This is a genomic window from Maricaulis sp. (genome assembly GCF_048270095.1).
Taxonomy (GTDB): Bacteria; Pseudomonadota; Alphaproteobacteria; order Caulobacterales; family Maricaulaceae; genus Maricaulis.
Map to the genome: position 1 here is coordinate 1 of NZ_JBLWTL010000016.1, position 21,333 is coordinate 21,333.

General features: G+C 63.5%; 24 protein-coding genes. 7 read left to right on the top strand and 17 right to left on the bottom strand.

Annotated features, from left to right (window positions below; genetic code table 11):
- Positions 1-499, bottom strand: a 499-nt coding sequence (locus ACN0YJ_RS09870; protein WP_417496088.1) for an aldo/keto reductase, incomplete at its 3' end; no start/stop codon positions are given.
- 3 nt (positions 500-502) lie between these two features.
- On the bottom strand, positions 503-739 hold the full coding sequence (locus ACN0YJ_RS09875; protein WP_091770638.1) for a BolA family protein: 237 nt from the start codon (positions 737-739) through the stop codon (positions 503-505).
- 229 nt (positions 740-968) lie between these two features.
- On the opposite strand from ACN0YJ_RS09875, the gene ACN0YJ_RS09880 reads away from it, so the two are divergent.
- The gene (locus ACN0YJ_RS09880) at positions 969-1,970 is read left to right on the top strand and encodes a M28 family peptidase (RefSeq protein ID WP_417489004.1); all 1,002 of its coding nucleotides are present in this window, start codon (positions 969-971) and stop codon (positions 1,968-1,970) included.
- Positions 1,971-2,052: 82 nt separating this feature from the next.
- On the opposite strand, the gene purL is transcribed toward ACN0YJ_RS09880, so the two are convergent.
- On the bottom strand, positions 2,053-4,278 hold the full coding sequence (purL, locus tag ACN0YJ_RS09885; protein ID WP_417496089.1) for a phosphoribosylformylglycinamidine synthase subunit PurL: 2,226 nt from the start codon (positions 4,276-4,278) through the stop codon (positions 2,053-2,055).
- Positions 4,279-4,373: 95 nt separating this feature from the next.
- Here purL and ACN0YJ_RS09890 point away from each other — a divergent pair, with 95 nt between their 5' ends.
- Together ACN0YJ_RS09890 and ACN0YJ_RS09895 are read left to right on the top strand one after the other, a co-directional pair.
- Positions 4,374-4,580, top strand: a complete 207-nt coding sequence (locus ACN0YJ_RS09890; RefSeq protein WP_417489002.1) for a hypothetical protein — start codon at positions 4,374-4,376, stop codon at positions 4,578-4,580.
- Between the two features lie 12 nt (positions 4,581-4,592).
- Entirely contained in the window at positions 4,593-5,126 is a 534-nt protein-coding gene (locus tag ACN0YJ_RS09895) for a type II toxin-antitoxin system HicB family antitoxin (protein ID WP_417489001.1), read from the top strand.
- A gap of 15 nt (positions 5,127-5,141) precedes the next feature.
- Here ACN0YJ_RS09895 and purQ read toward each other — a convergent pair whose 3' ends face one another.
- The 3 genes from purQ to purC all read right to left on the bottom strand — a co-directional run bounded on the left by purQ (position 5,142) and on the right by purC (position 6,982).
- Positions 5,142-5,804, bottom strand: coding sequence for a phosphoribosylformylglycinamidine synthase subunit PurQ (gene purQ, locus ACN0YJ_RS09900; protein ID WP_417496090.1), 663 nt, complete (start codon positions 5,802-5,804; stop codon positions 5,142-5,144).
- Between the two features lie 13 nt (positions 5,805-5,817).
- Positions 5,818-6,057: a phosphoribosylformylglycinamidine synthase subunit PurS gene (gene purS, locus ACN0YJ_RS09905; RefSeq protein WP_417478261.1), complete on the bottom strand. Its 240-nt coding sequence runs from the start codon at positions 6,055-6,057 to the stop codon at positions 5,818-5,820.
- A 157-nt stretch (positions 6,058-6,214) separates the two neighbouring features.
- A complete protein-coding gene (gene purC, locus ACN0YJ_RS09910; protein ID WP_417478260.1) occupies positions 6,215-6,982 on the bottom strand; it encodes a phosphoribosylaminoimidazolesuccinocarboxamide synthase in 768 nt (255 codons plus the stop codon).
- A 221-nt stretch (positions 6,983-7,203) separates the two neighbouring features.
- Here purC and ACN0YJ_RS09915 point away from each other — a divergent pair, with 221 nt between their 5' ends.
- Positions 7,204-7,527 carry a DUF1476 domain-containing protein gene (locus ACN0YJ_RS09915; RefSeq protein ID WP_417478259.1) on the top strand — a complete coding sequence of 108 codons (324 nt, stop codon included), beginning with the start codon at positions 7,204-7,206 and terminating at the stop codon, positions 7,525-7,527.
- Here the strand turns inward: ACN0YJ_RS09915 and ACN0YJ_RS09920 are convergent.
- From ACN0YJ_RS09920 to ACN0YJ_RS09960, 9 genes are all read right to left on the bottom strand, one after another.
- Positions 7,524-7,973 (bottom strand): thioredoxin domain-containing protein, encoded by a 450-nt coding sequence (locus ACN0YJ_RS09920; protein ID WP_417496091.1) that lies wholly within the window; start codon positions 7,971-7,973, stop codon positions 7,524-7,526. The two genes, ACN0YJ_RS09915 and ACN0YJ_RS09920, sit on opposite strands and share 4 nt — an antisense overlap.
- 227 nt (positions 7,974-8,200) lie before the next feature.
- Positions 8,201-8,494 (bottom strand): GIY-YIG nuclease family protein, encoded by a 294-nt coding sequence (locus tag ACN0YJ_RS09925; RefSeq protein WP_417496092.1) that lies wholly within the window; start codon positions 8,492-8,494, stop codon positions 8,201-8,203.
- Positions 8,495-8,596: 102 nt separating this feature from the next.
- Positions 8,597-9,151 carry a pyridoxamine 5'-phosphate oxidase family protein gene (locus tag ACN0YJ_RS09930; RefSeq protein WP_417496093.1) on the bottom strand — a complete coding sequence of 185 codons (555 nt, stop codon included), beginning with the start codon at positions 9,149-9,151 and terminating at the stop codon, positions 8,597-8,599.
- Between the two features lie 41 nt (positions 9,152-9,192).
- Complete coding sequence (purB, locus tag ACN0YJ_RS09935; RefSeq protein ID WP_417496094.1) at positions 9,193-10,494, bottom strand: adenylosuccinate lyase; 1,302 nt, start codon at positions 10,492-10,494, stop codon at positions 9,193-9,195.
- Between the two features lie 732 nt (positions 10,495-11,226).
- Positions 11,227-12,444, bottom strand: coding sequence for a threonine synthase (locus ACN0YJ_RS09940; RefSeq protein WP_417496095.1), 1,218 nt, complete (start codon positions 12,442-12,444; stop codon positions 11,227-11,229).
- Positions 12,445-12,484: 40 nt separating this feature from the next.
- Positions 12,485-14,242 (bottom strand): amidohydrolase, encoded by a 1,758-nt coding sequence (locus ACN0YJ_RS09945; RefSeq protein WP_417496096.1) that lies wholly within the window; start codon positions 14,240-14,242, stop codon positions 12,485-12,487.
- A 67-nt stretch (positions 14,243-14,309) separates the two neighbouring features.
- The gene (radC, locus tag ACN0YJ_RS09950; protein WP_417496097.1) at positions 14,310-14,951 is read right to left on the bottom strand and encodes a RadC family protein; all 642 of its coding nucleotides are present in this window, start codon (positions 14,949-14,951) and stop codon (positions 14,310-14,312) included.
- Between the two features lie 43 nt (positions 14,952-14,994).
- Positions 14,995-15,831 carry a type I methionyl aminopeptidase gene (gene map / locus ACN0YJ_RS09955; RefSeq protein ID WP_417496098.1) on the bottom strand — a complete coding sequence of 279 codons (837 nt, stop codon included), beginning with the start codon at positions 15,829-15,831 and terminating at the stop codon, positions 14,995-14,997.
- Between the two features lie 89 nt (positions 15,832-15,920).
- Positions 15,921-17,603, bottom strand: coding sequence for a M28 family metallopeptidase (locus tag ACN0YJ_RS09960; RefSeq protein ID WP_417478251.1), 1,683 nt, complete (start codon positions 17,601-17,603; stop codon positions 15,921-15,923).
- A 220-nt stretch (positions 17,604-17,823) separates the two neighbouring features.
- Here ACN0YJ_RS09960 and ACN0YJ_RS09965 point away from each other — a divergent pair, with 220 nt between their 5' ends.
- Genes ACN0YJ_RS09965 through ACN0YJ_RS09975 form a run of 3 tightly spaced genes read left to right on the top strand, consistent with a single transcriptional unit; the run spans position 17,824 to position 20,107 of the window.
- The gene (locus ACN0YJ_RS09965) at positions 17,824-18,396 is read left to right on the top strand and encodes a DUF7010 family protein (RefSeq protein ID WP_417478250.1); all 573 of its coding nucleotides are present in this window, start codon (positions 17,824-17,826) and stop codon (positions 18,394-18,396) included.
- Positions 18,397-18,423: 27 nt separating this feature from the next.
- The gene (locus ACN0YJ_RS09970; protein WP_417496099.1) at positions 18,424-19,512 is read left to right on the top strand and encodes a sensor histidine kinase; all 1,089 of its coding nucleotides are present in this window, start codon (positions 18,424-18,426) and stop codon (positions 19,510-19,512) included.
- Positions 19,505-20,107: a response regulator transcription factor gene (locus ACN0YJ_RS09975; protein WP_417478248.1), complete on the top strand. Its 603-nt coding sequence runs from the start codon at positions 19,505-19,507 to the stop codon at positions 20,105-20,107. The genes ACN0YJ_RS09970 and ACN0YJ_RS09975 overlap by 8 nt, the downstream gene beginning before the upstream one ends.
- A 7-nt stretch (positions 20,108-20,114) precedes the next feature.
- Here ACN0YJ_RS09975 and ACN0YJ_RS09980 read toward each other — a convergent pair whose 3' ends face one another.
- Together ACN0YJ_RS09980 and sfsA are read right to left on the bottom strand one after the other, a co-directional pair.
- The gene (locus ACN0YJ_RS09980) at positions 20,115-20,579 is read right to left on the bottom strand and encodes an acyl-CoA thioesterase (protein ID WP_417478247.1); all 465 of its coding nucleotides are present in this window, start codon (positions 20,577-20,579) and stop codon (positions 20,115-20,117) included.
- Positions 20,579-21,283, bottom strand: a complete 705-nt coding sequence (gene sfsA / locus ACN0YJ_RS09985; protein ID WP_417496100.1) for a DNA/RNA nuclease SfsA — start codon at positions 21,281-21,283, stop codon at positions 20,579-20,581. The genes ACN0YJ_RS09980 and sfsA overlap by 1 nt, the downstream gene beginning before the upstream one ends.
- Positions 21,284-21,333 lie beyond the last annotated feature (50 nt).

Consider the following 21,333-nt stretch of genomic DNA (forward strand, 5'->3'; position numbering starts at 1 on the left):
CCCGCCCACCGAAGCCGCGGGCCTCGCCCGCCGCTCCGAGTCCCGGCCCGCGGCCCCCCCCGCCGACCCCGCGGATCATGCCGCGCCCGCGCAGGGCGTCGAGCCGCCGTAGCAGCCGGTCTGACAGTTCGGCCGCCGAGGGACCGTGCAGCAGCAGGAGGTCGATATAGGGCGTCTGCAATCGCTCCAGCGATCCGCGCAGGGACATCTCCACCGCGCCGGCGGAGAAATCGCGGTGGCGGTGGAGATCAATGCCGGCCTTGGTGGCGATGTAGAGCTTGTCGCGCGTCTGGCCGCGCAGGGCCTGGCCGAGCCGCCGTTCGCCCTCGCCGCGGCCATAGGCCGGGCCGGTATCGAACAGATTGATGCCCAGATCGATCGCCTCGGCGATCAGGCGTGCGGTCTCGCGCCGTGAGACGGCGGGCGAGGCATGCGGTCCGGTGACACCGAAGCCGAGGCGTGAAAAGGGTGTCGCTGAGGCGTGGGGGGTATCGCTCATGCGTCAGGCGTCGGGGGTGCGGGTTTCCAGTGCCAGGGCATGCAGCTCATTGCCCATTTTCGAGCCCAGCGTCGCATAGACCATCTGGTGCTGGGCAACGCGCAGCTTGCCGCGGAAGGCCTCGCTGGTGACGACCGCTTTCCAGTGATCATTATCGCCGGCCAGATCCTCCAGCTCGATTTCGGCGTCGGGCAGACCGGCCTTGATGTGGGCGATAATCTCTTCAGCGGGCATGGGCATGGTGGAGCATCCTGGTGGGGCGGTGATCACGAAATCCGGCGTCCGGCCGGTCAAGGCGTGTCCGCCTCTTACAGGAGCCGACGCTATCCGTCACCGTCGCCGAGGGGAAGCCCGTGATCTGTCGGGCAGCAGCGGCGCCGAATTGCGGGTCTGAGAGATTGCGGATATTTCAGTGGGGTTGGCGGTGCGTGCATGCCACTCTGGGGACAACGTTATTCGGGGAAATTTCATGCGCTATCACGCCTTGCTGGCAACAGCCGCTCTTGCCGTCTTCACCATCGCCTGCCAGTCGCCCCTCGGCTTTGCCGCCACCGGGCCGGCGACCGCCGAGTCACCACCATCGCCCGGCGTCAGTGCGCCGGCGATGGACCGGGCCCAATTGCTCGAGGATCTGCGCATTCTCGCGGCCGATGACATGGAAGGCCGTCTGGTCGCCACGGCGGGCAGCGAACGCGCCCGCGCCTATATCATCGCCCGCTTCGAGCAAATCGGGCTTGAGCCGATCGGCGACAGCTTTGAATCCACGTTCGAATTTGGCCGGCCCAATGGCTGGTCACCGACCACGACCGGCACCAATATCGTGGCGCGGCTGCGCGGTACGGGCGAGAGCGGCCGGGTGATGGTTGTCAGTGCGCATTATGACCATATGGGCATGCGCGGCGGCGAGATCTGGAATGGCGCCGACGATAACGCCTCCGGAGTTGCGGGTCTGCTGGCCACGGCGGCGAGCTTTGCCGCCGCACCGCCGCAGCACGATATCATCTTCGCGGCCTTCGACGCCGAGGAGCACGGCCTGCAAGGCGCGGAAGCCTTTGTTGCCAATCCGCCCGTGCCGCTCGAGACGATTACGTTCAACCTCAATCTCGACATGCTCGCCATGTCGCAGGAACGGATCCTCTGGGCGGTCGGAACCTATCACTACCCCTTCCTGATTCCGATCGTGGATGCGGTAGCGGCGCGCTCCAATGTCAATCTGCCGATGGGGTTTGATGAGCCATCCGAGGATCATGGCGCCGACTGGACCCAGGCCACCGATAGCGGTGAATTCCACGCCGTCGGCATTCCCTTCATCTATCTGGGCGTCGATTATCATCCGCATTATCACGAGCCGACCGATACTTACGAGAATATGACGCTGGACTTCTTCCAGGACGCCTCCGAGACGGTGGTCGATTTCGCACGCGAGGCGGATCGCCAGCTCGACATGATTGGCGAGGCCTCGGGGCGCTGACCGGGCACGGTGCCGCCCGACATGAAAACGCCCGGTCAATGACCGGGCGTTCTTGTTTTTGAGCTGTCAGGGGCGGGACGGTCTATTCCGCCGCCACCACGGCCTTGCTCATCAGGCCGGGCAGCCAGCCTTCCCAGGCACTGCGCAGGCGTGACAGTTCGAGATTGTGGGCGCCATTGACGGTGATCGCCGTGCCGCCACCCAGGCCGACCACCTGGATCGGGATATCATCGGCCTTGGCATCCTGCAGGATGGCGATGGCGTCTTCCTTCTTCGCAGCGATCAGATAGCGCGCCTGGTCCTCACCAAACAGGAAGCCGTGCATCGGTACATCGCCTTCATGCGCCAGCTTGATGCCGATATCCGAGGCCAGCGCCATATCCGCAGCCGCGCAGGCGAGGCCGCCATCGGACAGGTCGTGACAGGCGGTCAGGCGGCCGGAGCGGATCTGGCCGCGCACGAAATCGCCATTGGCTTTTTCCGCATCCAGGTCGACATGCGGTGAACCGCCATCTTCGCGGCCTTCCACTTCCTTGAGATAGATCGAGGCGCCCATCGCGCCGATGGTCTCACCGACCAGCAGCAGGATATCGCCTTCCTGGAGGCCGCCAAACTGGCCGCGCTTGTCGATATCAGGGATCAGGCCGACGCCGCCAATGGCCGGCGTTGGCGGAATGGCGGCACCATTGGTTTCATTGTAAAGGCTGACATTGCCGGACACGACGGGGAAGTCGAGCTTGGCGCACGCTTGCGCCATGCCATCGATACAGCCGACGAACTGGCCCATGATCTCGCGCCGTTCCGGATTGCCGAAATTGAGGCAGTCGGTGATCGCAATCGGATCGGCCCCGGCGGCGGTGAGATTGCGCCAGGCTTCGGCGACGGCCTGTTTGCCGCCCTCATAGGGATCGGCCTGACAATAGCGCGGCGTGCAGTCCGTGGTGATCGCCAGTGCCTTATTGGTGCCATGGACGCGCACAATGGCGGCGTCGGACGGGTTTTGCGAGCTGGCGACGGTGTCGGCCATCACATGGCGGTCATATTGCGACCAGATCCAGGCTTTCGAGGCCATGTCCGGCGAGCCCATCAGCTTGAGCAGGATCTCGCCCATATGCGCCGGCCTGGCGACATCGCTGGCGGTGATCTGAGCGCGCACTTCGGGCGCATGCCAGGGCCGGTCATATTTCGGCGCATCATCGGCGAGGGGCGCGATCGGGATATCGCAGACGGTCTCGCCCTTATGGGTGAGGACCATGCGCTTGCTGTCGGTGGTCATGCCGATGACGGCGACATCGAGTTCCCATTTCTCGAAAATGCGCATGGCGACGTCTTCGCGGCCCGGCTTCATGATGACCAGCATGCGCTCCTGGCTTTCCGAGAGCATCATTTCATAGGTCGACATATTGGTTTCGCGTTGCGGCACCTTGTCCATGTCGAGCTCGATGCCGATCCCGCCCTTGTCAGCCATTTCGACCGAGGAGGAGGTCAGGCCGGCCGCGCCCATATCCTGGATCGCGGCGATGGCATCGGTCGCCATCAGTTCGAGGCAGGCCTCGATCAGCTTCTTCTCGGTGAAAGGGTCGCCGACCTGGACGGTGGGGCGTTTTTCCGCGCTGTCATCGTCAAATTCGGCCGAGGCCATGGTTGCGCCGTGAATCCCGTCGCGGCCGGTCTTGGAGCCGACATAGACGATGGGCTGTCCCGGCTCGGCGCCGCGGGCGTAGAAAATCTTGTCGGCATCAGCCAGGCCGACGGCCATCGCATTGACGAGGATATTGCCGTTATAGCCGGCGTGGAAATTGGTCTCGCCGCCGACCGTCGGCACGCCGACGCAATTGCCATAGCCGCCAATCCCGGCAACGACACCGTCGACCAGCTGCCGCGTCTTGGCATGATCTGGCGCGCCGAAGCGCAGCGCATTCATCAGCGCCACCGGGCGGGCGCCCATCGTGAAAACATCGCGCAGGATACCGCCGACACCGGTCGCCGCGCCCTGATAGGGCTCGATATAGGAGGGGTGATTATGGCTTTCCATCTTGAAGATAGCGGCCTGACCATCGCCGATATCGATCACACCGGCATTCTCGCCGGGGCCCTGGATCACCTTGTCACCCTTGGTCGGCAGCTTGCCGAGATGCAGGCGCGAGGATTTGTAGGAGCAATGCTCCGACCACATCACCGAGAAAATCCCCAGCTCAACAATATTCGGAGCCCGGCCGACCCGGTCAAGGATGACCTGGTATTCCTCGGTCGAGAGCCCGTGTTCCTTGACGATTTCGGCGGTGATGTTTTCGGCGTATTGAGTCATAATGCAACCTCTGGGACATTTTGGCATCGACGCACACTTTTGTGCGCACAGTATTGCGTTTTATGCCGCGTGACCCTATATCGGAGGAAGGTCCAATGAACGGCAAGGAATTTCTACGTCGGCTGAGCATCTACGCGAAAGCCAATAGTCTGGATGTCGAACTTTCACCCCAACAGGGCAAGGGCGGGCATCAGTTGGTCAGGCTCGCCGGCCGACCGACCACGGTAAAGACCGGCGAGATTGGCAAAGGGCTTTTGGCCAAGATGCTCAAGGACTTGAACGTGCCGAAGGGTAAGTTTTGAAGGAGGCAGACCATGCCGGATACGAACTCTGTAGTCTTCGCCTATCCGATTTTGCTTGAACCAGATGAGGACGGACGCCTGGTCGCGACCAGTGTCGACTTCCCCGAACTGGCGACCGATGGTGCCGATATCGGCGAGGCGCTGGCTAATGCCAGCGACGCGCTTGATTTGGTGATTCGCGAACGCCTGCGGCAAGGCGAGCCCGTTCCCGATCCGTCGCCCCGTCGCACACCTGGATATGTGGCCTGTCCCGAACACGTGACTGCCTATCGTGTCGCCTTGTCGCGCTGGGCGCTTGGCCGTGGCCGCGGCGCGCAAAAAGAGTTGGCTCAGCTTTTGAACAAGGGTGAAACGCATGTGCGGCGCCTGCTTTCGCCTGAGGGCGGGGCATCGATGAAAAGTTTGGTGGGTGCGCTCGCGGCAATCGGATTCCGCGCTGAACCGACGCTGGCACTGACGCTCCATGGCCGCATGTTGGGCGCGCCGGGGACGCCGCGACCAAAACAGGCCCCCGTCGTTTCCAATCGCCAGAAACCCGCTGCCTGATGCACTCGGGGGAGCCTAAGCGCTCCCCAGCAAGCTCTCAAACAGTGCCAGCCCGTCCGTGCCGCCATGCTTGGCGTCAACGGCGCGTTCCGGGTGGGGCATCATGCCGAGGACATTGCCTTGCTCATTGATGAGGCCGGCGATGTCATTGGCGGAGCCATTGGGATTGGCGCCGTAGCGCATCACGACCTGGCCTTCATTCTCGATCCGGATCAGCGTTTCGGCGTCGGCGAAATAATTGCCGTCATGATGCGCGATCGGGATGCTCAGCTTGGCATTGGCCGTATAGCGCGAGGTGAAGCGCGTATTGGCGTTGGCGACGGTGATGGGCGTGTCTTCGCAAATGAATTTCAGCCGCGCATTGCGCATCAGCGCGCCGGGCAGCAGGCCGCACTCGGTCAGGATCTGGAAGCCATTGCACACGCCCAGGATTGGCGCGCCGGTGGCGGCGTGGGCGATGATCGCCGGCATGATCGCCGAATGTGAGGCCATGGCGCCGCAGCGCAAATAGTCGCCATAGGAAAACCCGCCGGGCACCATGACGAATTGCGTGCCTTCGGGCAGGGCGGTTTCCTGGTGCCAGACCATGGCGGGCGCACTGCCGGTGACGCGCTGGATGGCATCATGGGCGTCGCGGTCGCAATTGGACCCGGGAAAGACGATGACGGCGGATTTCATGGGCAGGCCGCTCCTATTCCAGCTCGATCGAGTAGCTCTCGATCACTGGATTGGACAGGAGTTTGGCACACATCTCGTCGACGCGGACCCGGGCGGCCTCGATATCCTCGCCGGTCAGGTCAAGCTCGATCAGCTTGCCCTGGCGCACGGAGGCGACCTCGTCATAACCCATATTGTGCAGCGCGCCGGCAACGGCGGCGCCCTGTGGGTCGAGAACGCCGGGCTTGAGGTAGACGTGGATTTTCGCTTTCACGGGAACGACTCGCTTCTTTTAAGGCCTGCCTTGGATGCGCCCTGCATAATGCGGGCGGCGGACCGATGCAATCAAGCTGAGCCGGTCAATGTGGCTGGCCGGCATGAAAACGCCCCCGGCGAAGCGGGGGCGCTCCCGATCCTGTCTTGCCGGCGGACTATTTGCCGGCTTCGTCCGGAGCATCGGGCACCGAGCGCGGCATATCCTTCATCACGCCGAGACGGCGGGCGACTTCGGCATAGGCTTCCGTAACATTGCCGAGATCGCGGCGGAAACGGTCCTTGTCCATTTTCTCGTTGGTTTCCATGTCCCACAGGCGGCAGCTGTCGGGGCTGATTTCGTCCGCCAGCACGGTGCGGACCATATCGCCTTCATAGAGGCGGCCGAATTCGAGCTTGAAATCGACGAGGCGGATATTGACCGCCGCAAACAGGCCGCAGAGGAAATCATTGGTGCGCAGGGTCAGCGCCATCATGTCGTCGATTTCCTGCGGCGTCGCCCAGTTGAACGAGGTGATGTGGTCTTCCGACACCATCGGATCGTTGAGCTCGTCCTTCTTGTAATAAAACTCGACGATGGCGCGCGGCAATTGCTGGCCTTCCTCGATGCCCAGCCGCTTGCTGATCGAACCGGCAGCAACATTGCGGCAGACCACTTCCAGCGGAATGATCTCGACCTGGCGCACCAATTGTTCGCGCATATTGAGACGGCGGATGAAATGCGTCGGGATGCCGATATGGCCCAGCTGGACCATGATATATTCGCTGATGCGATTATTCAGCACGCCCTTGCCTTCGAGCGTGGCCTTCTTCTCGCCATTCAGCGCTGTCGCATCATCCTTGAAATACTGCACCAGCGTGCCCGGCTCGGGACCTTCATAGAGGATCTTGGCCTTGCCTTCATAAAGTTTCTTGCGGCGGGACATGGGCGGCGCTCCAGTCGGGGTCCGGGTCATGTCCGGACCAAAAATGCGCGACGCGGCCCGAATCGGAGACCGGACCGCGCGTTGATGAGTTAAATTATCCGCCCTTTGACTTATTCGCAATGCCTTGCTGCGGTGCGGCATGGCCTGTGCCGGAGTGATTGATTTCAGGCGGTGGGCAAGCTAACCAATCACTCAACAACTCATCCCCAAGGAGAGCCGACATGTCTGGCATTGATGATCGCGAATCCGGTTTTGAAAACAAGTATGCCCACGACCAGGAACTGGACTTCAAGGCCAATGCCCGGCGCAACAAGTTGCTCGGTCTCTGGGCCGCTGAACTGATGGGCCTCGATAGCGAAGAAGCCCTGGCCTATTCAAAGACGGTGATCGTCGCCGACTTTGAAGAAGCCGGCGATGATGATGTCTTCCGCAAGGTGCGCGCCGATTTCGACGCCAAGAAGGTCGATGTCTCCGACCATCTCCTGCGCAAGCAGATGGATGAATTGCTGGCGACGGCCCGCCACCAGATCCAGACCGAAACCTAGGTCTGCTCTGACGCGGCACCGGTTGTCACCGACAGCCAGCGATCGATGGCCTCGCGGATATGGTCGCGGTCGTAATTGGTCGTGACAATCTCGAACACTGTGCCGGTCTCGCGGTCCATCAGGACCATGAAACCGGTGCGGCCGACCAGCTCGTCATAGAGCTCGGTAATGTCGGCCTCGATGGCCAGGTCGCGCACGCGTTCACGCTGGCCGAGGGTGAAGTCGAAGCGGACAAATTCGATCGCGGCGTCATTGTAGTCCGGACGGACATCATCGATGCGCGGCTCCAGTATCCGGCACGCACCACACCAGGATGAGCGAAACATCGCCGCCACCAGGCGCGGCCTTTCCTCAACCGCTTCGGCCTGGGCAGACCAGTCTCCCCGCAGGAAATTGGGACCGAGAAACACACCCAGCAGGGCGAGGACAACGAGGGCGGTGCGCATGCGACGGGCTCCGTTTGATGCTTGGGGGGACGATAGGGCATGAGCGAGCGAATACGAGTCGCATACCCATCACACATTCGTCACTTCCCACCCCGTCTTCCTGACGAAAGTCAGGACCTCGAGCCAGCAAGTGCGACACGCTATGACATCGAGGCCCTGACTTTCGTCAGGGTGACGGGGGGTGGTTTTTTGGGCGGTGCAGATTCGCTCGCGCAAAGATCGTCGACCTATTGATTGATCATCTCATACAGATCCCGCCAGCGCGGATTCTCCGTCTCCACCAGTTCAATCTTCCAGGCCCGGCGCCAATTCTTCAGCCGCTTCTCGCGCGTAATTGCATCGGCCATGGTCGCGCCAAATTCGAGCCAGACGAGGTTGTAGATCTGGTAGCGAGCGCAATGCTTCGAGCCGCGCCCCTCGCGATGCATCCAGACGCCCATGGCGATGTCATTGGTGACGCCGATATAGAGCGCGCCGCGACGGCGGCTGGCGAGCATGTAGACACAGGGCTGGGTACCCATTGGCTCGAGGTCCTGACTTTCGTCAGGAAGACAATATGGGAGGTGTCTTGAAAGGCAATTAAAAGTTGCAAATCTCAAAGCATAGCCATTTCGGCGACTGCTCTAGCCTTCCTCCGGCCGGACCAAACCCGGCAGGCCGTCAATCGAGAGTGCGTTGCCGGCATAGCGGCGTTCGCGCCATTCTTCATCGCTGCGGTGTTGGTTATAGCGCAGCAGCTGGTCGCGTTCGCCCTTGAATTCATACAGCGGCACGCCCCAGCCGCAGCTGTCCCGGATGAGCGAGATCCGGGCGGTGATGATGGCGCGGGCCTTGGGGAATTCACCGAAGAGGGCGAGCTTCTCGTCAAAGCCCGGATCGTCGAAACACACCGCATGGCCCTTGCCATAGAGCCGCAGGATATTGGCGGCGCCGTCCATGGCGCAGAACATGAAGGTGATGCGGCCATTCTGGCGCAGATGCGCCACGGTCTCGATGCCCGAGCCGCCGAGATCGAGAAAGGCAACCTCGTGCGGGCCGAGAATGCGGAATGTGTCATGGCCCTTGGGCGACATGTTTACATGGCCATGGCCCGAGGGCGCGGTGGCAACGAAGAACATTTTCTGCGCTTCGATGAAGGCCGTCAGCCGCTCGTCAATGCTGTCATAAACCTTGCTCATGAATGCCTCCTTCGGCTGGCCGAAGGATAGGCATAGTCGCGTCAGTCGGCAAACACCCGTGCGAAAATCGTCTCGACATGTTTGAGGTGATAGGCCTCGTCGAAACAGGCTTCGATTGCCGCATTGCTCATATGCGAGGTGACTTCCGGATCGGCCTTCAGATGGTCAACCAATTGCCCGCCCTCATCCCAGGTTTTCATCGCATTGCGCTGGACGAGGCGGTAGCTGTCCTCGCGGCTCACCCCGGCCTGGGTCAGGGCCAGCAGCAGGCGCTGGGAGTTGTGGATGCCGCCCTGGGCGTCGAGATTTTCCTGACAGCGATCAGCATGCACGATCAGGCCTTCGACCATGCCGGCACAGCGCTGCAGCGCAAAGTCGAGATGGCCATTGGCGTCCGGTCCAATCCCGCGCTCGACCGAGGAATGCGAGATATCGCGCTCATGCCAGAGCGCCACGTTTTCCATGGCCGGCGTCACGGCGGAGCGCACCAGGCGCGCGAGTCCGGTGAGGTTTTCGGTCAGGATCGGATTGCGCTTGTGTGGCATCGCCGAGGAGCCTTTTTGCCCCTTGGAGAAATATTCCTGCGCCTCGCGCACTTCCGAGCGCTGCAAATGGCGCACCTCAACGGCGAGGTTCTCGATTGCCGAGGCGATCAGCCCCAGTACGGCGAAATAATTGGCATGGCGGTCGCGCGGGATGACCTGGGTCGAGATCGGCTCGACCGACAGGCCCATCGCGCCGGCCACGTGCTCCTCGACGCGCGGATCGATATTGGCAAAGGTGCCGATGGCGCCGGAAATCGCGCAAGTGGCGATCTCGTCACGCGCCGCAACGAGGCGCGCCCGATTGCGTTTGAACTCGGCATGGAAGCGGGCAAATTTCAGCCCCATCGTCGTCGGCTCGGCATGGATACCGTGCGAGCGGCCGATACAGACGGTGAATTTGTGCTCCATCGCCCGCGTCTTCAGCGCCGCCAGCACGCGGTCCATGCCCTCAAGCAAAAGATCGGCACTGTCGCGCATCTGCACGGCGAGGCAGGTGTCGAGCACGTCGGATGATGTCAGCCCCTGATGCACAAACCGGCTCTGCTCGCCGACATGTTCCCCCAGATGGGTCAGAAAGGCGATGACATCATGTTTGACCTCGGCCTCGATCTCATTGATCCGCTCGACATCAAATTCGACATCCTTGGCTGACCATACCGCCGCCACAGCCGATTGCGGCACCACACCCAGCTCCGCCAGCTTCTCGGTCGCATGCGCCTCGATCAGATACCAGATCTTGTACTTGTTCTGGTCAGACCAGATGGCGGCCATTTGCGGGCGGGTATAGCGGGGGATCATGGGCGGTGCGCTCCGTGCGTGCGGGAGAAGCGCGGGAGATGCGTTATGGCGCGCGAAACGTCAAGGGGAGGGCGGCTTCCTTCTCCGTGAGGAGAAGGTGCCCCGGACTTGATCCGGGGCGGATGAGGCGGGCAAACGCCCACGTCCGCGATTGGCAATAGCGGTGCCAGTTCTGAGATGTGCACATGGCCCGCCTCACCCGCCCTGCCGGGCACCCTCTCCTCGCGGAGAGGGAAGGGGCGCGCCGCAAAGATGAACGCAATTATGTGAAATCGCGAGCACTGTCTGCCAGTCTGCCATTGTGTCACGGGCGGCCGTGGAGCCGCCTGCAGGCTTGTAATTCCGGGGTGGCAGAGGCCGTGGCAGCCTGTCACCGACTGTCACGCACTGCCACGCCCGGGAGGCGGTCCGGACGGGGAAATTCTTCATGCGCCAACAATGTCAAAGAGCGAAAGGCGCGCGATTATAGCGCAGGCTGGACTGGGGGCGGATAGGGGGTCGCTGGCCCCCTCGGGAGCGGGGCCGCACGTCCTTCTCCGTGAGGAGAAGGTGCCCCGGACTTGATCCGGGGCGGATGAGGCGGGCAAACGCCGAGATCGGTGATTAGCGAGAGCGGTGCCAGTCCGCAGATGTGTACATGGCCCGCCTCACCCGCCCTGCCGGGCACCCTCTCCTCGCGGAGAGGGAAGGGGCTGGCGTGCCCCGGTACAGAGGTGCCATTCCCTCCGCACCTCACATCGCCCCCCAATCCACCTCAGCGTTGCGATCCAGCACTCGCGACCCATCCGGCATCGCATACTTCAGCCCCGAGCCACAGTTGAACAACACGCAATCGGCGTCGCGCTCGATCAGCCCGTCATTCATGGCTTTTTCCATCGCGGCCAAAGTTGCGGCGCCTTCGGGGCAGAGCAGGAGGCCGTCTTCGCGGGCGCACCGCACGCGGGCGGCTTCGATGGCGGCCTCTGAGACGGCGATGGCGAAGCCTTCGCTCTCCTTGCAGGCGTCGATGATCAGGAAATCGCCGATGGCCTTGGGCACGCGGATGCCCATCGCGGCGGTTGTGGCGTCGAGCCATTCTTCGGCGTGGCGTTCGCCTTTTTCCCAGACTCTGACGATGGGGGCGCAACCCTCGGCCTGGACGGCGATCATTTTCGGGCGGCGTTTGCCGATCCAGCCCAATTGTTCCATCTCGTCGAAGGCTTTCCACATGCCGATCAGGCCGGTGCCGCCGCCGGTGGGGTAGAAGATCGCGTCGGGCATGCGCCAGCCGAGCTGGTGGGCGAGCTCGAGGCCCATCGTTTTCTTGCCCTCGATCCGGTAGGGCTCTTTCAGGGTGGAGAGGTCAAACCAGCCCATCTTCTCCTTGCCGGCGGCGACCAGGGCGCCGCAATGATGGATCAGGCCGTTTACGCGGAAGACATGCGCGCCCTGCAGCGCCATCTCGCGGATATTGACCTCGGGCGTATCGTCGGGCGCGAAAACATAGCTCTCCATGCCCATCCGGCTGGCATAGGCCGACATCGCGGCGCCGGCATTGCCATTGGTCGGCATGGCGAGGCGTTTGATGCCGAAGCGGTGGGCCATGGCGACGGCGAGCGCGAGGCCGCGCGCCTTGAAACTCCCCGTCGGCAGGCGGCCCTCATCCTTGACGCGCACGCGGCCGGTGGCGCCGGAGGCCTTCGCCGTGGCGGGCACATCGATCAATGGCGTGTCGATCTCGCCGAGGCGGCAGACATCCTTGTCATCGGTGACGGGCAGAAGTTCGCGCCATTTCCAGAAACCGCCGCCGCGCGCCGAGATGGCGCCGCGATCAATCACGCCCTTCGCCTTGGCGAGATCATAGCGCACCAGCAAGGGCTTGCCGGCTTCGGAGAGATTGTGCGGCTGGTCCTTGGGATAGTGTTTGCCGGTCTCGGAGCATTCCAGATGGGTGACATAGTCGTGGTGCATGAGGGCGGCTCCGAAGGGCAGGGGTGTCAGGACAGAGATGTCAGCGAGCGAGGCTGGATCTGATCGCGTCCAGCATCAGTGAGGCATTCTTGAGCGTGATGGTGCGGGTGTCGACCGGGCGGCCGGCGATCCAGGTGCCGCGTACTTGCAGGGCGCGGATTTGGGGCGCTGTGAGATGAAGCGGATCGCGGTCAAGCCAGGTGAAATCGGCGCGCTTGCCGACTTCGATCGAGCCGATCTCATCGTCGAGGTCGAGCTGGCGGGCGGCCTGGATCGTCATCGCTTCCAGCGCCTGCCGGCTGGTCAGGGCCTGGTCGGGCGCGATCAACGCTTCACCCGTCCGGGCGCGGCGTTCGATGGCGGTCGCCAGGGTGCGCATCGGCTCGACCGGTGTGGCCGGGTGATCGCCATGCAGGGTGACGACAGCGCCGCTCGCCATCGCCTGCCCGACCGGCATATAGCGCTGCGTGCGCGCCTCGCCGACGAGGTCGGGCAGGATATGGCCGTAATACCAGACATGATCGACGAAGAAGCCGAGGCTGACGCCGAGGCGCGCCGCGCGCTCGATCTGCTGCGGCGTGATCAGGGCGAGATGTTCCAGCCGGTGATGCAGGGCCGCATTGGGGGCGGCCGCTTGCGCCGCCTCAATCGCATCGAGCGCCATCTCGATGGCCGGCTCGCCCTGGGCGTGGATGGCGATCTGATAGCCGCCGCGCTGGGCGTCGAGCACACGGGCATTGACGGCCTCGGGTGTGTAGTTGACGGCGCCGCTCCAGCCGGGCGCCAGGCCCAGCACATCGCGGGTGAAGGGCGAACGCGCATAGGGTTCGGCCAGGGCTGCGCCACCGATAAAGGGCGAGCCATCCATCCAGATCTTGATGCCGGCGAGTGTGGTGTTCTGCGCATCGTCCCCGCGCCAAAGCGCCATCGCCGCGTCATACCGGTCCGGCGCCGTGTAGAGCACAGTGTTGAGACTGGCCCGCGCATCGCTGGCGACGCCATGCACCAGAGCAACAGGGTCGCGCGCCCGTCCAACCAGGCTGGCGGCGCCAATCGTGGTGTAGCCGGCGCGGGCATAGCGATCATATTGCAGGCTCAGGAGCAGGGTCAGCGCCGCGTCGGAAGCTTCCGGCATGGCGGCCATGACATGGCCAATCGCCTCGATCTCGATCAACCGGCCAGTCAGTGCGCCATTGGCATCGCGCTCAAAGGCGCCATGGGCCGGGTCGGGCGTTGCCGGTGTGAGGCCGGCGGCCTCCAGGGCGGCGGAATTGGCGAAGGCTTCGTGCATCATCTGGGTCAGGATGATCATCGGCCGGTCGGGGGCTATGGCATCAAGCTCTGCCAGGCTGGGCGGTGGCAACGGATCGAGCATCGCCGGGTCCCAACCAAAGGCGACAATCCACGGCGTCAGCCCGCGCTTTTGCGCGGCAGCGCGCAGGGTCGCCATCAATTCGGCGCGGCTGGAATGGGTCACGCCACTGACATCGGTGGCAGCACCCAGCAAGGCGGAGGCGAGCGGATGGGTGTGGGGCTCGATCAGTCCGGGCAGCAACGCGCCGCCATGCAGATCGACGCGGTGGGCATTCCATGGCGCCAGGGCGTCAATCTCCGCCCGGCTGCCGACGCCGGCAATCACGCCATCGACGACATAGACCGCCTCGGCCGGTTCATCGCCGGCCATGGTCACGATGGTGCCGCCATGAAAAACCTGGTGCCGGGCCGCAGGCGGGGACCGCAAGGACAAGCCCCAGCTGAGCGCCAGCAGGACGAGGATGAGGGCAATCAGTCGTTTCATCGGCGCGGGTCCTGAAAACTCCAGAGCCTTGTCAGCCTAGGCGAATACCGCGCCACGGCCAGCGCTTTTACATCAGCCCCAGCGTCTTGAAGCTCGCCGTGTTCTCGCGCCCGATCACGAGATGGTCGTGGATGACGATCTCGAAGGGTTTGCAGACATCGATCAGGGTGCGCGTCATCTCGATATCGGCCTGGCTGGGCGTGGCATCGCCGGAGGGGTGGTTGTGGACCAGGATGATCGCCGAGGCCTCGTTCGCGAGGGCCCGCTTGACGACTTCGCGCGGATAGACCGGGGCGTGATCAATCGTGCCGGTGCCGAGCACTTCATCGCCGATCACCTTGTTCTTGCGGTCCAGGAAGAGGACGCGGAATTGCTCGGTCGTGGCGTGTTGCATCGCCGTGCGGCAATAGGCGACCAGCGCGGCCCAGGAGGCGATGACGGGCCGGCCGATCACCTGTTCGCGGGCAAGGCGGGCCGAGAGCGCCTGGATCAGCTTGAGCTCGGCGGCACAGCGTTCCGAGACGCCATCAATGGTGATGAGTTGTTCAACCGGTGCCGCGGCGACGCCGCCGAGATCGCCGAATCGCGCGATCAGCGCCTTGGCGATCGGTTTGACATCACGGCGCGGGATGGAGCGGAAGAGATAGAGTTCCAGCAGCTCATAGTCGTGCAGGGCATCGCCACCCGCCAAGGTTAGTTTTTGGCGCAAACGTTCGCGGTGACCATCGTTTTGCGCGGGGCCGGCCATGGCGTCAGACGTTATAGGGGGGCTTGTCGAGGCCCTTGGGGGATTGGGTGAAAATCTCATGCCCGTCAGCGGTGACGCCGATGGAATGCTCGAACTGGGCCGAGAGCGATTTGTCACGCGTGACGGCGGTCCAGCCATCAGCCAGGACTTTGACATCGGCCCGGCCGAGATTGAGCATCGGCTCGATGGTGAAGAACATGCCTTCCTTCAGCACCGGGCCTTCGCCGCGGGTCCCGAAATGCAGCACATTGGGGCTGTCATGGAAGAGCTGTCCCAGCCCATGGCCACAGAAATCGCGCACCACGGAGCAGCGGCGCTCCTCGGCATATTCCTGGATAATGGCGCCGATCGTGCCCAGGGTGACACCGGGTTTGACGGCATCAATGCCGGCCATCATCGCCTCATAGGTGATGTCGATCAGGCGCTCCGCCTTACGCTTGGGCTGACCGGCCGTATACATGCGGCTGGTATCGCCATGCCAGCCATCGACGATGACCGTGACGTCGATATTGAGGATATCGTCATCGCGCAGCGGTTTGGGACCGGGAATGCCGTGGCATACGACATGGTTGAGCGAGGTGCATAGGGAGTGGCGATAGCCGCGATAATGCAGGGTCGCCGGTGTGGCACCATGGTCGAGGATGAATTCGCGGGTCAGCCGGTCGAGATGCTCCGTCGTGACACCGGCCCGCACTTCCGGCACCAGCATGTCGAGCACTTGCGCACCCAGCCGTCCGGCCTTTCGCATGCCCTCGAAGCCTTCTGCGCCATGCAGTTTGATGCGGCCGTCGCGGGGCGACGGGGCGTCGTAATCGGCGATGCTGTCATAGGCAGTGGTCAAGGCGCAGTCCTCCAGAATCCTCCCCCTATAACCAAAGCGCGCGCCGTTTGGAACGGCGCGCGCTTGATTTAGTGGTTTTTTGTGACCGCTTACTCGGATTGATCGCCATAGAGATTGCCGAAGAAGCTGTCCGCATTCCAGGCCGGACGCTCATCGCTATCAGCGATTTCGCGGGCGATCAGATAATTGATATTGGCAAATTTGGCGCCCTGTTCGAACAGAACCTCCAGTTCACCATCGAGCTGATCTGTCTGGCGGTGATAATGGGTGTTGAGAAAGCCCATGAAGCCTTCGCCCTCGTCCCAGCGCGGATCCGGCGAGGAGAAGCCGGTCATCAGGAAGAGGGAGGGGACGCCCTCGCGCACGAAATTATAATGGTCCGAGCGCACGAAGAGGGATTGTTGCGGGATTGGATCGGGGCTGACAGCAATATCCATTCGCGCCGCCGCGCGTGCTGCGATCGGACCGAGATTGGAATGATCGGCACCGAAGGCGATGACATCATCGAATTCATACACGATCACAGGCATGTCGAGATTGACATTGGCGACCATGGCTTCGGCCGGAACGGTCGGGTTTCTGGCGAAATGCTCGGAGCCCAGCAGGCCCTTTTCCTCACCGGCCAGCGCCACGAACAGGACCGAACGCCGCGGCGTGCCCTGTTCGATGAAGGCCCGCGCTGTTTCCAGCATGACCGCGACGCCGGAGGCATTGTCGACGGCGCCATTGCAGATCTGGTCGGCATCATCGCTCGAGCGGCAGGCTCCGCGGCCCCGCATAGCGTCATGGATGGAACCGATATGATCCAGGTGAGCCGTCAGCACGACGACTTCATCCGCCAGGGCCGGGTCGTTGCCCCGCAGCATGCCGACGACATTCGGTGCCGTGAACGGCTCGGATATCGTGCGCTGGCGCATCGTCACAGTGTGCGGCAGATCGAAAGTGGGGAAGCTGGCGCCGTCTTCCGTTGACATCGCAGCCTGAACGTCAGCCAGGCTCATGGGCGCATCGTCAAACAGGCTGGCGCCAAGATCAGCGTTGACACTGGCGCTGACTGTGACTGCGTCATAGCCCGATGGCCCGGTGGCGGTGGTCAGCTGGACTGCGGGCAGCGAGAAATAATTCCCGGCGAAGCCGGCGACCTGCTCTTCTGTCCATGCGGTCAGCGAGATCATTCCGACTGCGCCATGCGCGGCGGCGACCTCGAGCTTGGTCCGGCCGGAGATGTGATGCGCGCGTTCTTCGGTCGGGAAGCCATCGGGCACCCCGTTCATCACGACGACAATCTTGCCGGCCGCATCGATGTCCGCATAGTCATCATGGTCGCGATTGGCCGCCGAGACGCCATAGCCGACAAAGACCAAGGGGGCCGTGACCTCGGATTCGAGCACGGCGGGATTGGAGCCGATCAAGGCCTGGCGCCCGATTTCAGCCTCGATGCCGTCAATCGCCAGATAGGCGGAATCGAGGTCGGCGCGCACATCCTGCAGCGGGACCTGCGCATAATAGCCGCCATTATCGCCTGCCGGTTCCAGCCCGAGCAATTGCATCTGGGCGGCGACATAATTGGCGGCGATTTCATAACCATCGGTGCCGACATCGCGGCCCTGCAGGTAATCTGAAGCGAGGAAGCGGATATGCGCTTCGATATTTCCGCTGAGGACATTCGGCATGAATTCGGCGGGCGTTTCGATGGCGCTGTCGACAGGTGTATCGGTCGGGCCGCAGGCGACAAGCGCAAGACTGGCCAATGCAGGTGCCAGGAATTTCATGGAGGCCTCCCCTAAGCTCGGTGATTGTTGGCGCGGACTATAGCGGGCGAAGGTCTGGGCACAATGTGGGCGGATGTTAATTATCCGTGAGGTGGGCGAGGGCCGCGCGCCGAGCCGGCCATGACAGGTGTCACGGGCGATGCGTGACGCCTGTGTCTGCCGGTCGGCGGGGCCGGGCGGCAAGGTGAGGGCATATTCACGGCAAGGAACGGACCTCATCATGACCGATTTGAAACAGACCATCGACCACGAACGCAAACGCTTCTGCGTTGCCGCAGGCGGCGGGATCTCCCTGCCGGTCGCCGGCGCGATCTGCTGGACCGCCGGCGGTATTGCCGGTTTCTTTCTGGACGCGCCCGACTGGGCCTTTGCGGCAGCCGCGGGCTCGGGTGTGATCTTCCCGCTCGGCATCCTGTTGCAAGGCCCGTTGCGCTCGCCCTTCATGAAAGCGAAATCGCCGCTCTCGGGCATCACGACGGCGGCGATCATTGCGATCAATCTGCTCTGGCCGATCCATTTCCTGCTGATCGGGGGCTTCCCGGAGGCGGCGCCGCTCAGCCTGGCCATCGGGATGAGCTTGCACTGGCCCATTATCGGCTGGTCCTATGCCAGCCGGGTCAGCCTGGTGCATGCGCTGGTGCGCGTCGCTGCCGTCACGGCGATCTGGATCGGTTTCCCTGAATTGCGGCTGACAGGCATTCCGTTTGTTGTCGCGGGCCTCTACCTTCTCGCCGCGGCAGGCTTGCGCTGGGAAACGGTGCGCTTTCGTCGGCAATTGGCGCTGGACGCGTGACGTGTGCGGGGCGGGAGACCTGAAGCAATGACAAACCGGACACTCGCCCTGCTTTCGCCCAACCGGCCCTGGTTGCACCTGGTCTATCTCGGCTTTTTCTTCTTTGGCTGGCTTTATACGGCCCCGACGCCGACGCAGGCCGCGCTGTCACTGGCGGCGATGGCGCTCTTCATCGCGGCTTATGTCTTCACATTGCGCCGCGGCGACTGGACGGTCTATCTGGCGGCGCTGGGGGCGGTGACGTTGAGCTTTGCCCTCCTGCCGGTCAATATGGGCGGTGCGGTCTATCTGGTCTTCGCCGCTGCGATGCTGGGCTGGCTGCCCGGAACGCGGCTGCGCAATGCCGGGCTTGGCCTCTTGGTCTTGCCGCTGGCGATAGCGGTCTGGCAGTTTGCGCTTCCCCTCTATGCCGCGATTGCGGTCGGCCTGCTCGGCATGCTGGCCGCCGGCGGCGCCATGATGGGGGCGAGACGCCAGAGCCAGGACGCGACCGCCCAAGAACGCCAGGTGCGTGCAGCCGCCAATGCGGCGGAGGCGGAGCGGCAGCGCATCGCCCGCGATCTGCACGACCTGCTCGGTCATACCCTCTCGGTCGTTGCTCTGAAGGCCGATCTGGCGACGCGGTTGTTCGATGCCGACCCGGACCGGGCGCGCGGCGAACTGGCCGAGATCCAGAGCATTTCGCGCCAGGCCCTGGCCGAGGTGCGTGAGGCGGTGACCGGCCTGCGCGAGCGCGGCCTCGCGGCGGCCGCCGATGAAGCGTGCCAGCGTCTGCGTGCCGCCGGGCTCAAGGTCTCAACCGACCTCGATGCCGAAGGCCTTCCCGCCGCCCAGGCCACGGCCCTGGCGATGGTCGTGCGCGAGGCGGCGACCAATATCCTGCGCCATGCGGAGGCCGGTCAGGCCAGCATCGCGCTGACCCGTACGGACCATGGGGTCGAGCTGAGGATTGGCGATGATGGGCGTGGCGGCGCCCGCATCGGGGCTGGCGGGCTGGGCGGTCTGGCGGCGCGGCTGCTGGCCCTGTCCGGCGAACTCATCGTGCAGGACGGGCCCGGCGCGCGCGGCTGCGTGGTCATCGCGCGCTTGCCAACCAGAGGAGCGACCGATGCTTAAACTCGTCCTGGCCGAAGACCAGACCCTGTTGCGCGAAGCGCTGGTCAGCCTGCTCGGGCTGGAAAACGACCTGGAGATCGCCGGCGCCGCCGCCAATGGCCGCGAGGCGCATGACCTGGTGCGCCGGCACGATCCCGACGTGGTCATCACCGATATCGAAATGCCCGACATGACGGGGCTGGAACTCGCGGCCCTGCTCAAGCGCGACGGATCTCGTGCCCGGGTGCTGATCGTCACCACCTTTGATCGTCCCGGCTATCTCCGCCGTGCGCTCGAGGCGGGCGTTGCCGGTTTCATCATGAAGGACGGGCCATCCGCCAATCTCGCCGATGCCGTGCGCCGCATTGCGGCTGGAGAGCGGGTGATCGCCCCGGAGCTGGCCGAGCGGGCCTGGAGCGAAACCGATCCGCTCAGCGATGCCGAACGGCGTCTCCTGCGCCTGGCTGAAGCGGGACTGGAAAGCCCTGCCATGGCCGAGGCGACCGGGTTGGCGCGCGGGACGGTACGCAATTATCTGCACAGTGCGATCAGCAAGCTGGGCGCCGCCAACCGGATCGAGGCGGCGCGTCTGGCCCGCGCCAAGGGCTGGCTCTAACGCCCGGTCAATCTTGCGCCGCCAGCGCGGCCGCCACCGAGGGCAGCACCGAATAGTGCGCCTTGAAAATTTCCGTCATTCGCGCGGGCTTGCCGGTCGAGAGCTGGAAACAGACGACCTTGGTCAAGGCGCGGAACACCGTTGCCCCGTCTGCCACGCGGACGAATTGATAGCGCCGCTCGGCGCGCAGGCGGCCGTCTGACTTCGAGATCCAGACCGCGCAGTCCAGCGCGTCGCCCTCGCGGACATGGCCGAGATAATCGGCTTCGGTGCGGATGATGGCGATGCCGCGATCATCGGCCTCGCAGACCGCGCGGGAAAATCCCTTTGAGGCCCAGTGCGTCCAGGCGGCGGCATCGGCCCATTCCAGATAGCGCGCATTATTGGCATGACCAAAATCATCGATATCGGCGGCGACAACCTTGATGCGGTGGATATAGGGATCAGGCAAATCCCACTGGACATCGCTCATCAACTCAACTCCACGCTCATCGAATGGGTAATCGCGATGCCCGCCGGCGTCACCTCGCAGCGATAGGCGAGGATCTCGACCCCGGCCTTGTGCGCGGCGCGCAGGGCTTCGCCATAGACCGGGTCGGTATCGTCGGCCGGACGCAGCCTTGTGCAATCGCTGCGCTGGACGATGAAGAGCTGGACAGCGCGCTCGCCGGCGAGCGCCTTGGCGGACAACTCGCCCAGATGCTTGGTGCCGCGGCTGGTGACGCCGTCGGGGAATTCGGCCAGGCCGGGCTGGCGCATCCAGTGGACATTCTTGACCTCGACCCAGCAGGGCGGGCGGTGATCGCTTTCAAGCAGAAGGTCAATGCGGGAATTATCACCATATTTCACTTCGCGTCGCAGCGAGCTATAGCCGCCAAGTTCGGCAAGAATACCGGAATGGACCGCTTCTTCCGCCAACTCATTGGCCCGGCCGGGCAGGGCACCGATCAAAGTGTCCTGCGCCTCGACGATCTCCCAGGTGAATTTGAGTTTGCGCTTGGGATTGTCGGCACGCGACAGCCAGACGCGCAAACCGGCGTCCTTTATCCCGGCCATGGCGCCGGTATTGGCGCAATGCGCGGTCACGACCTCGCCGTCCGACAGTTCGACATCGGCGAAGAAGCGCTTATAGCGCGAGACCAGTCGGCCCTCGATCAGCGGCGTGGCAAATTTCATCGCTTGGCATTCTCCTGTTGAGCCACCTATACCCGAGGCAAAGCGGGAAA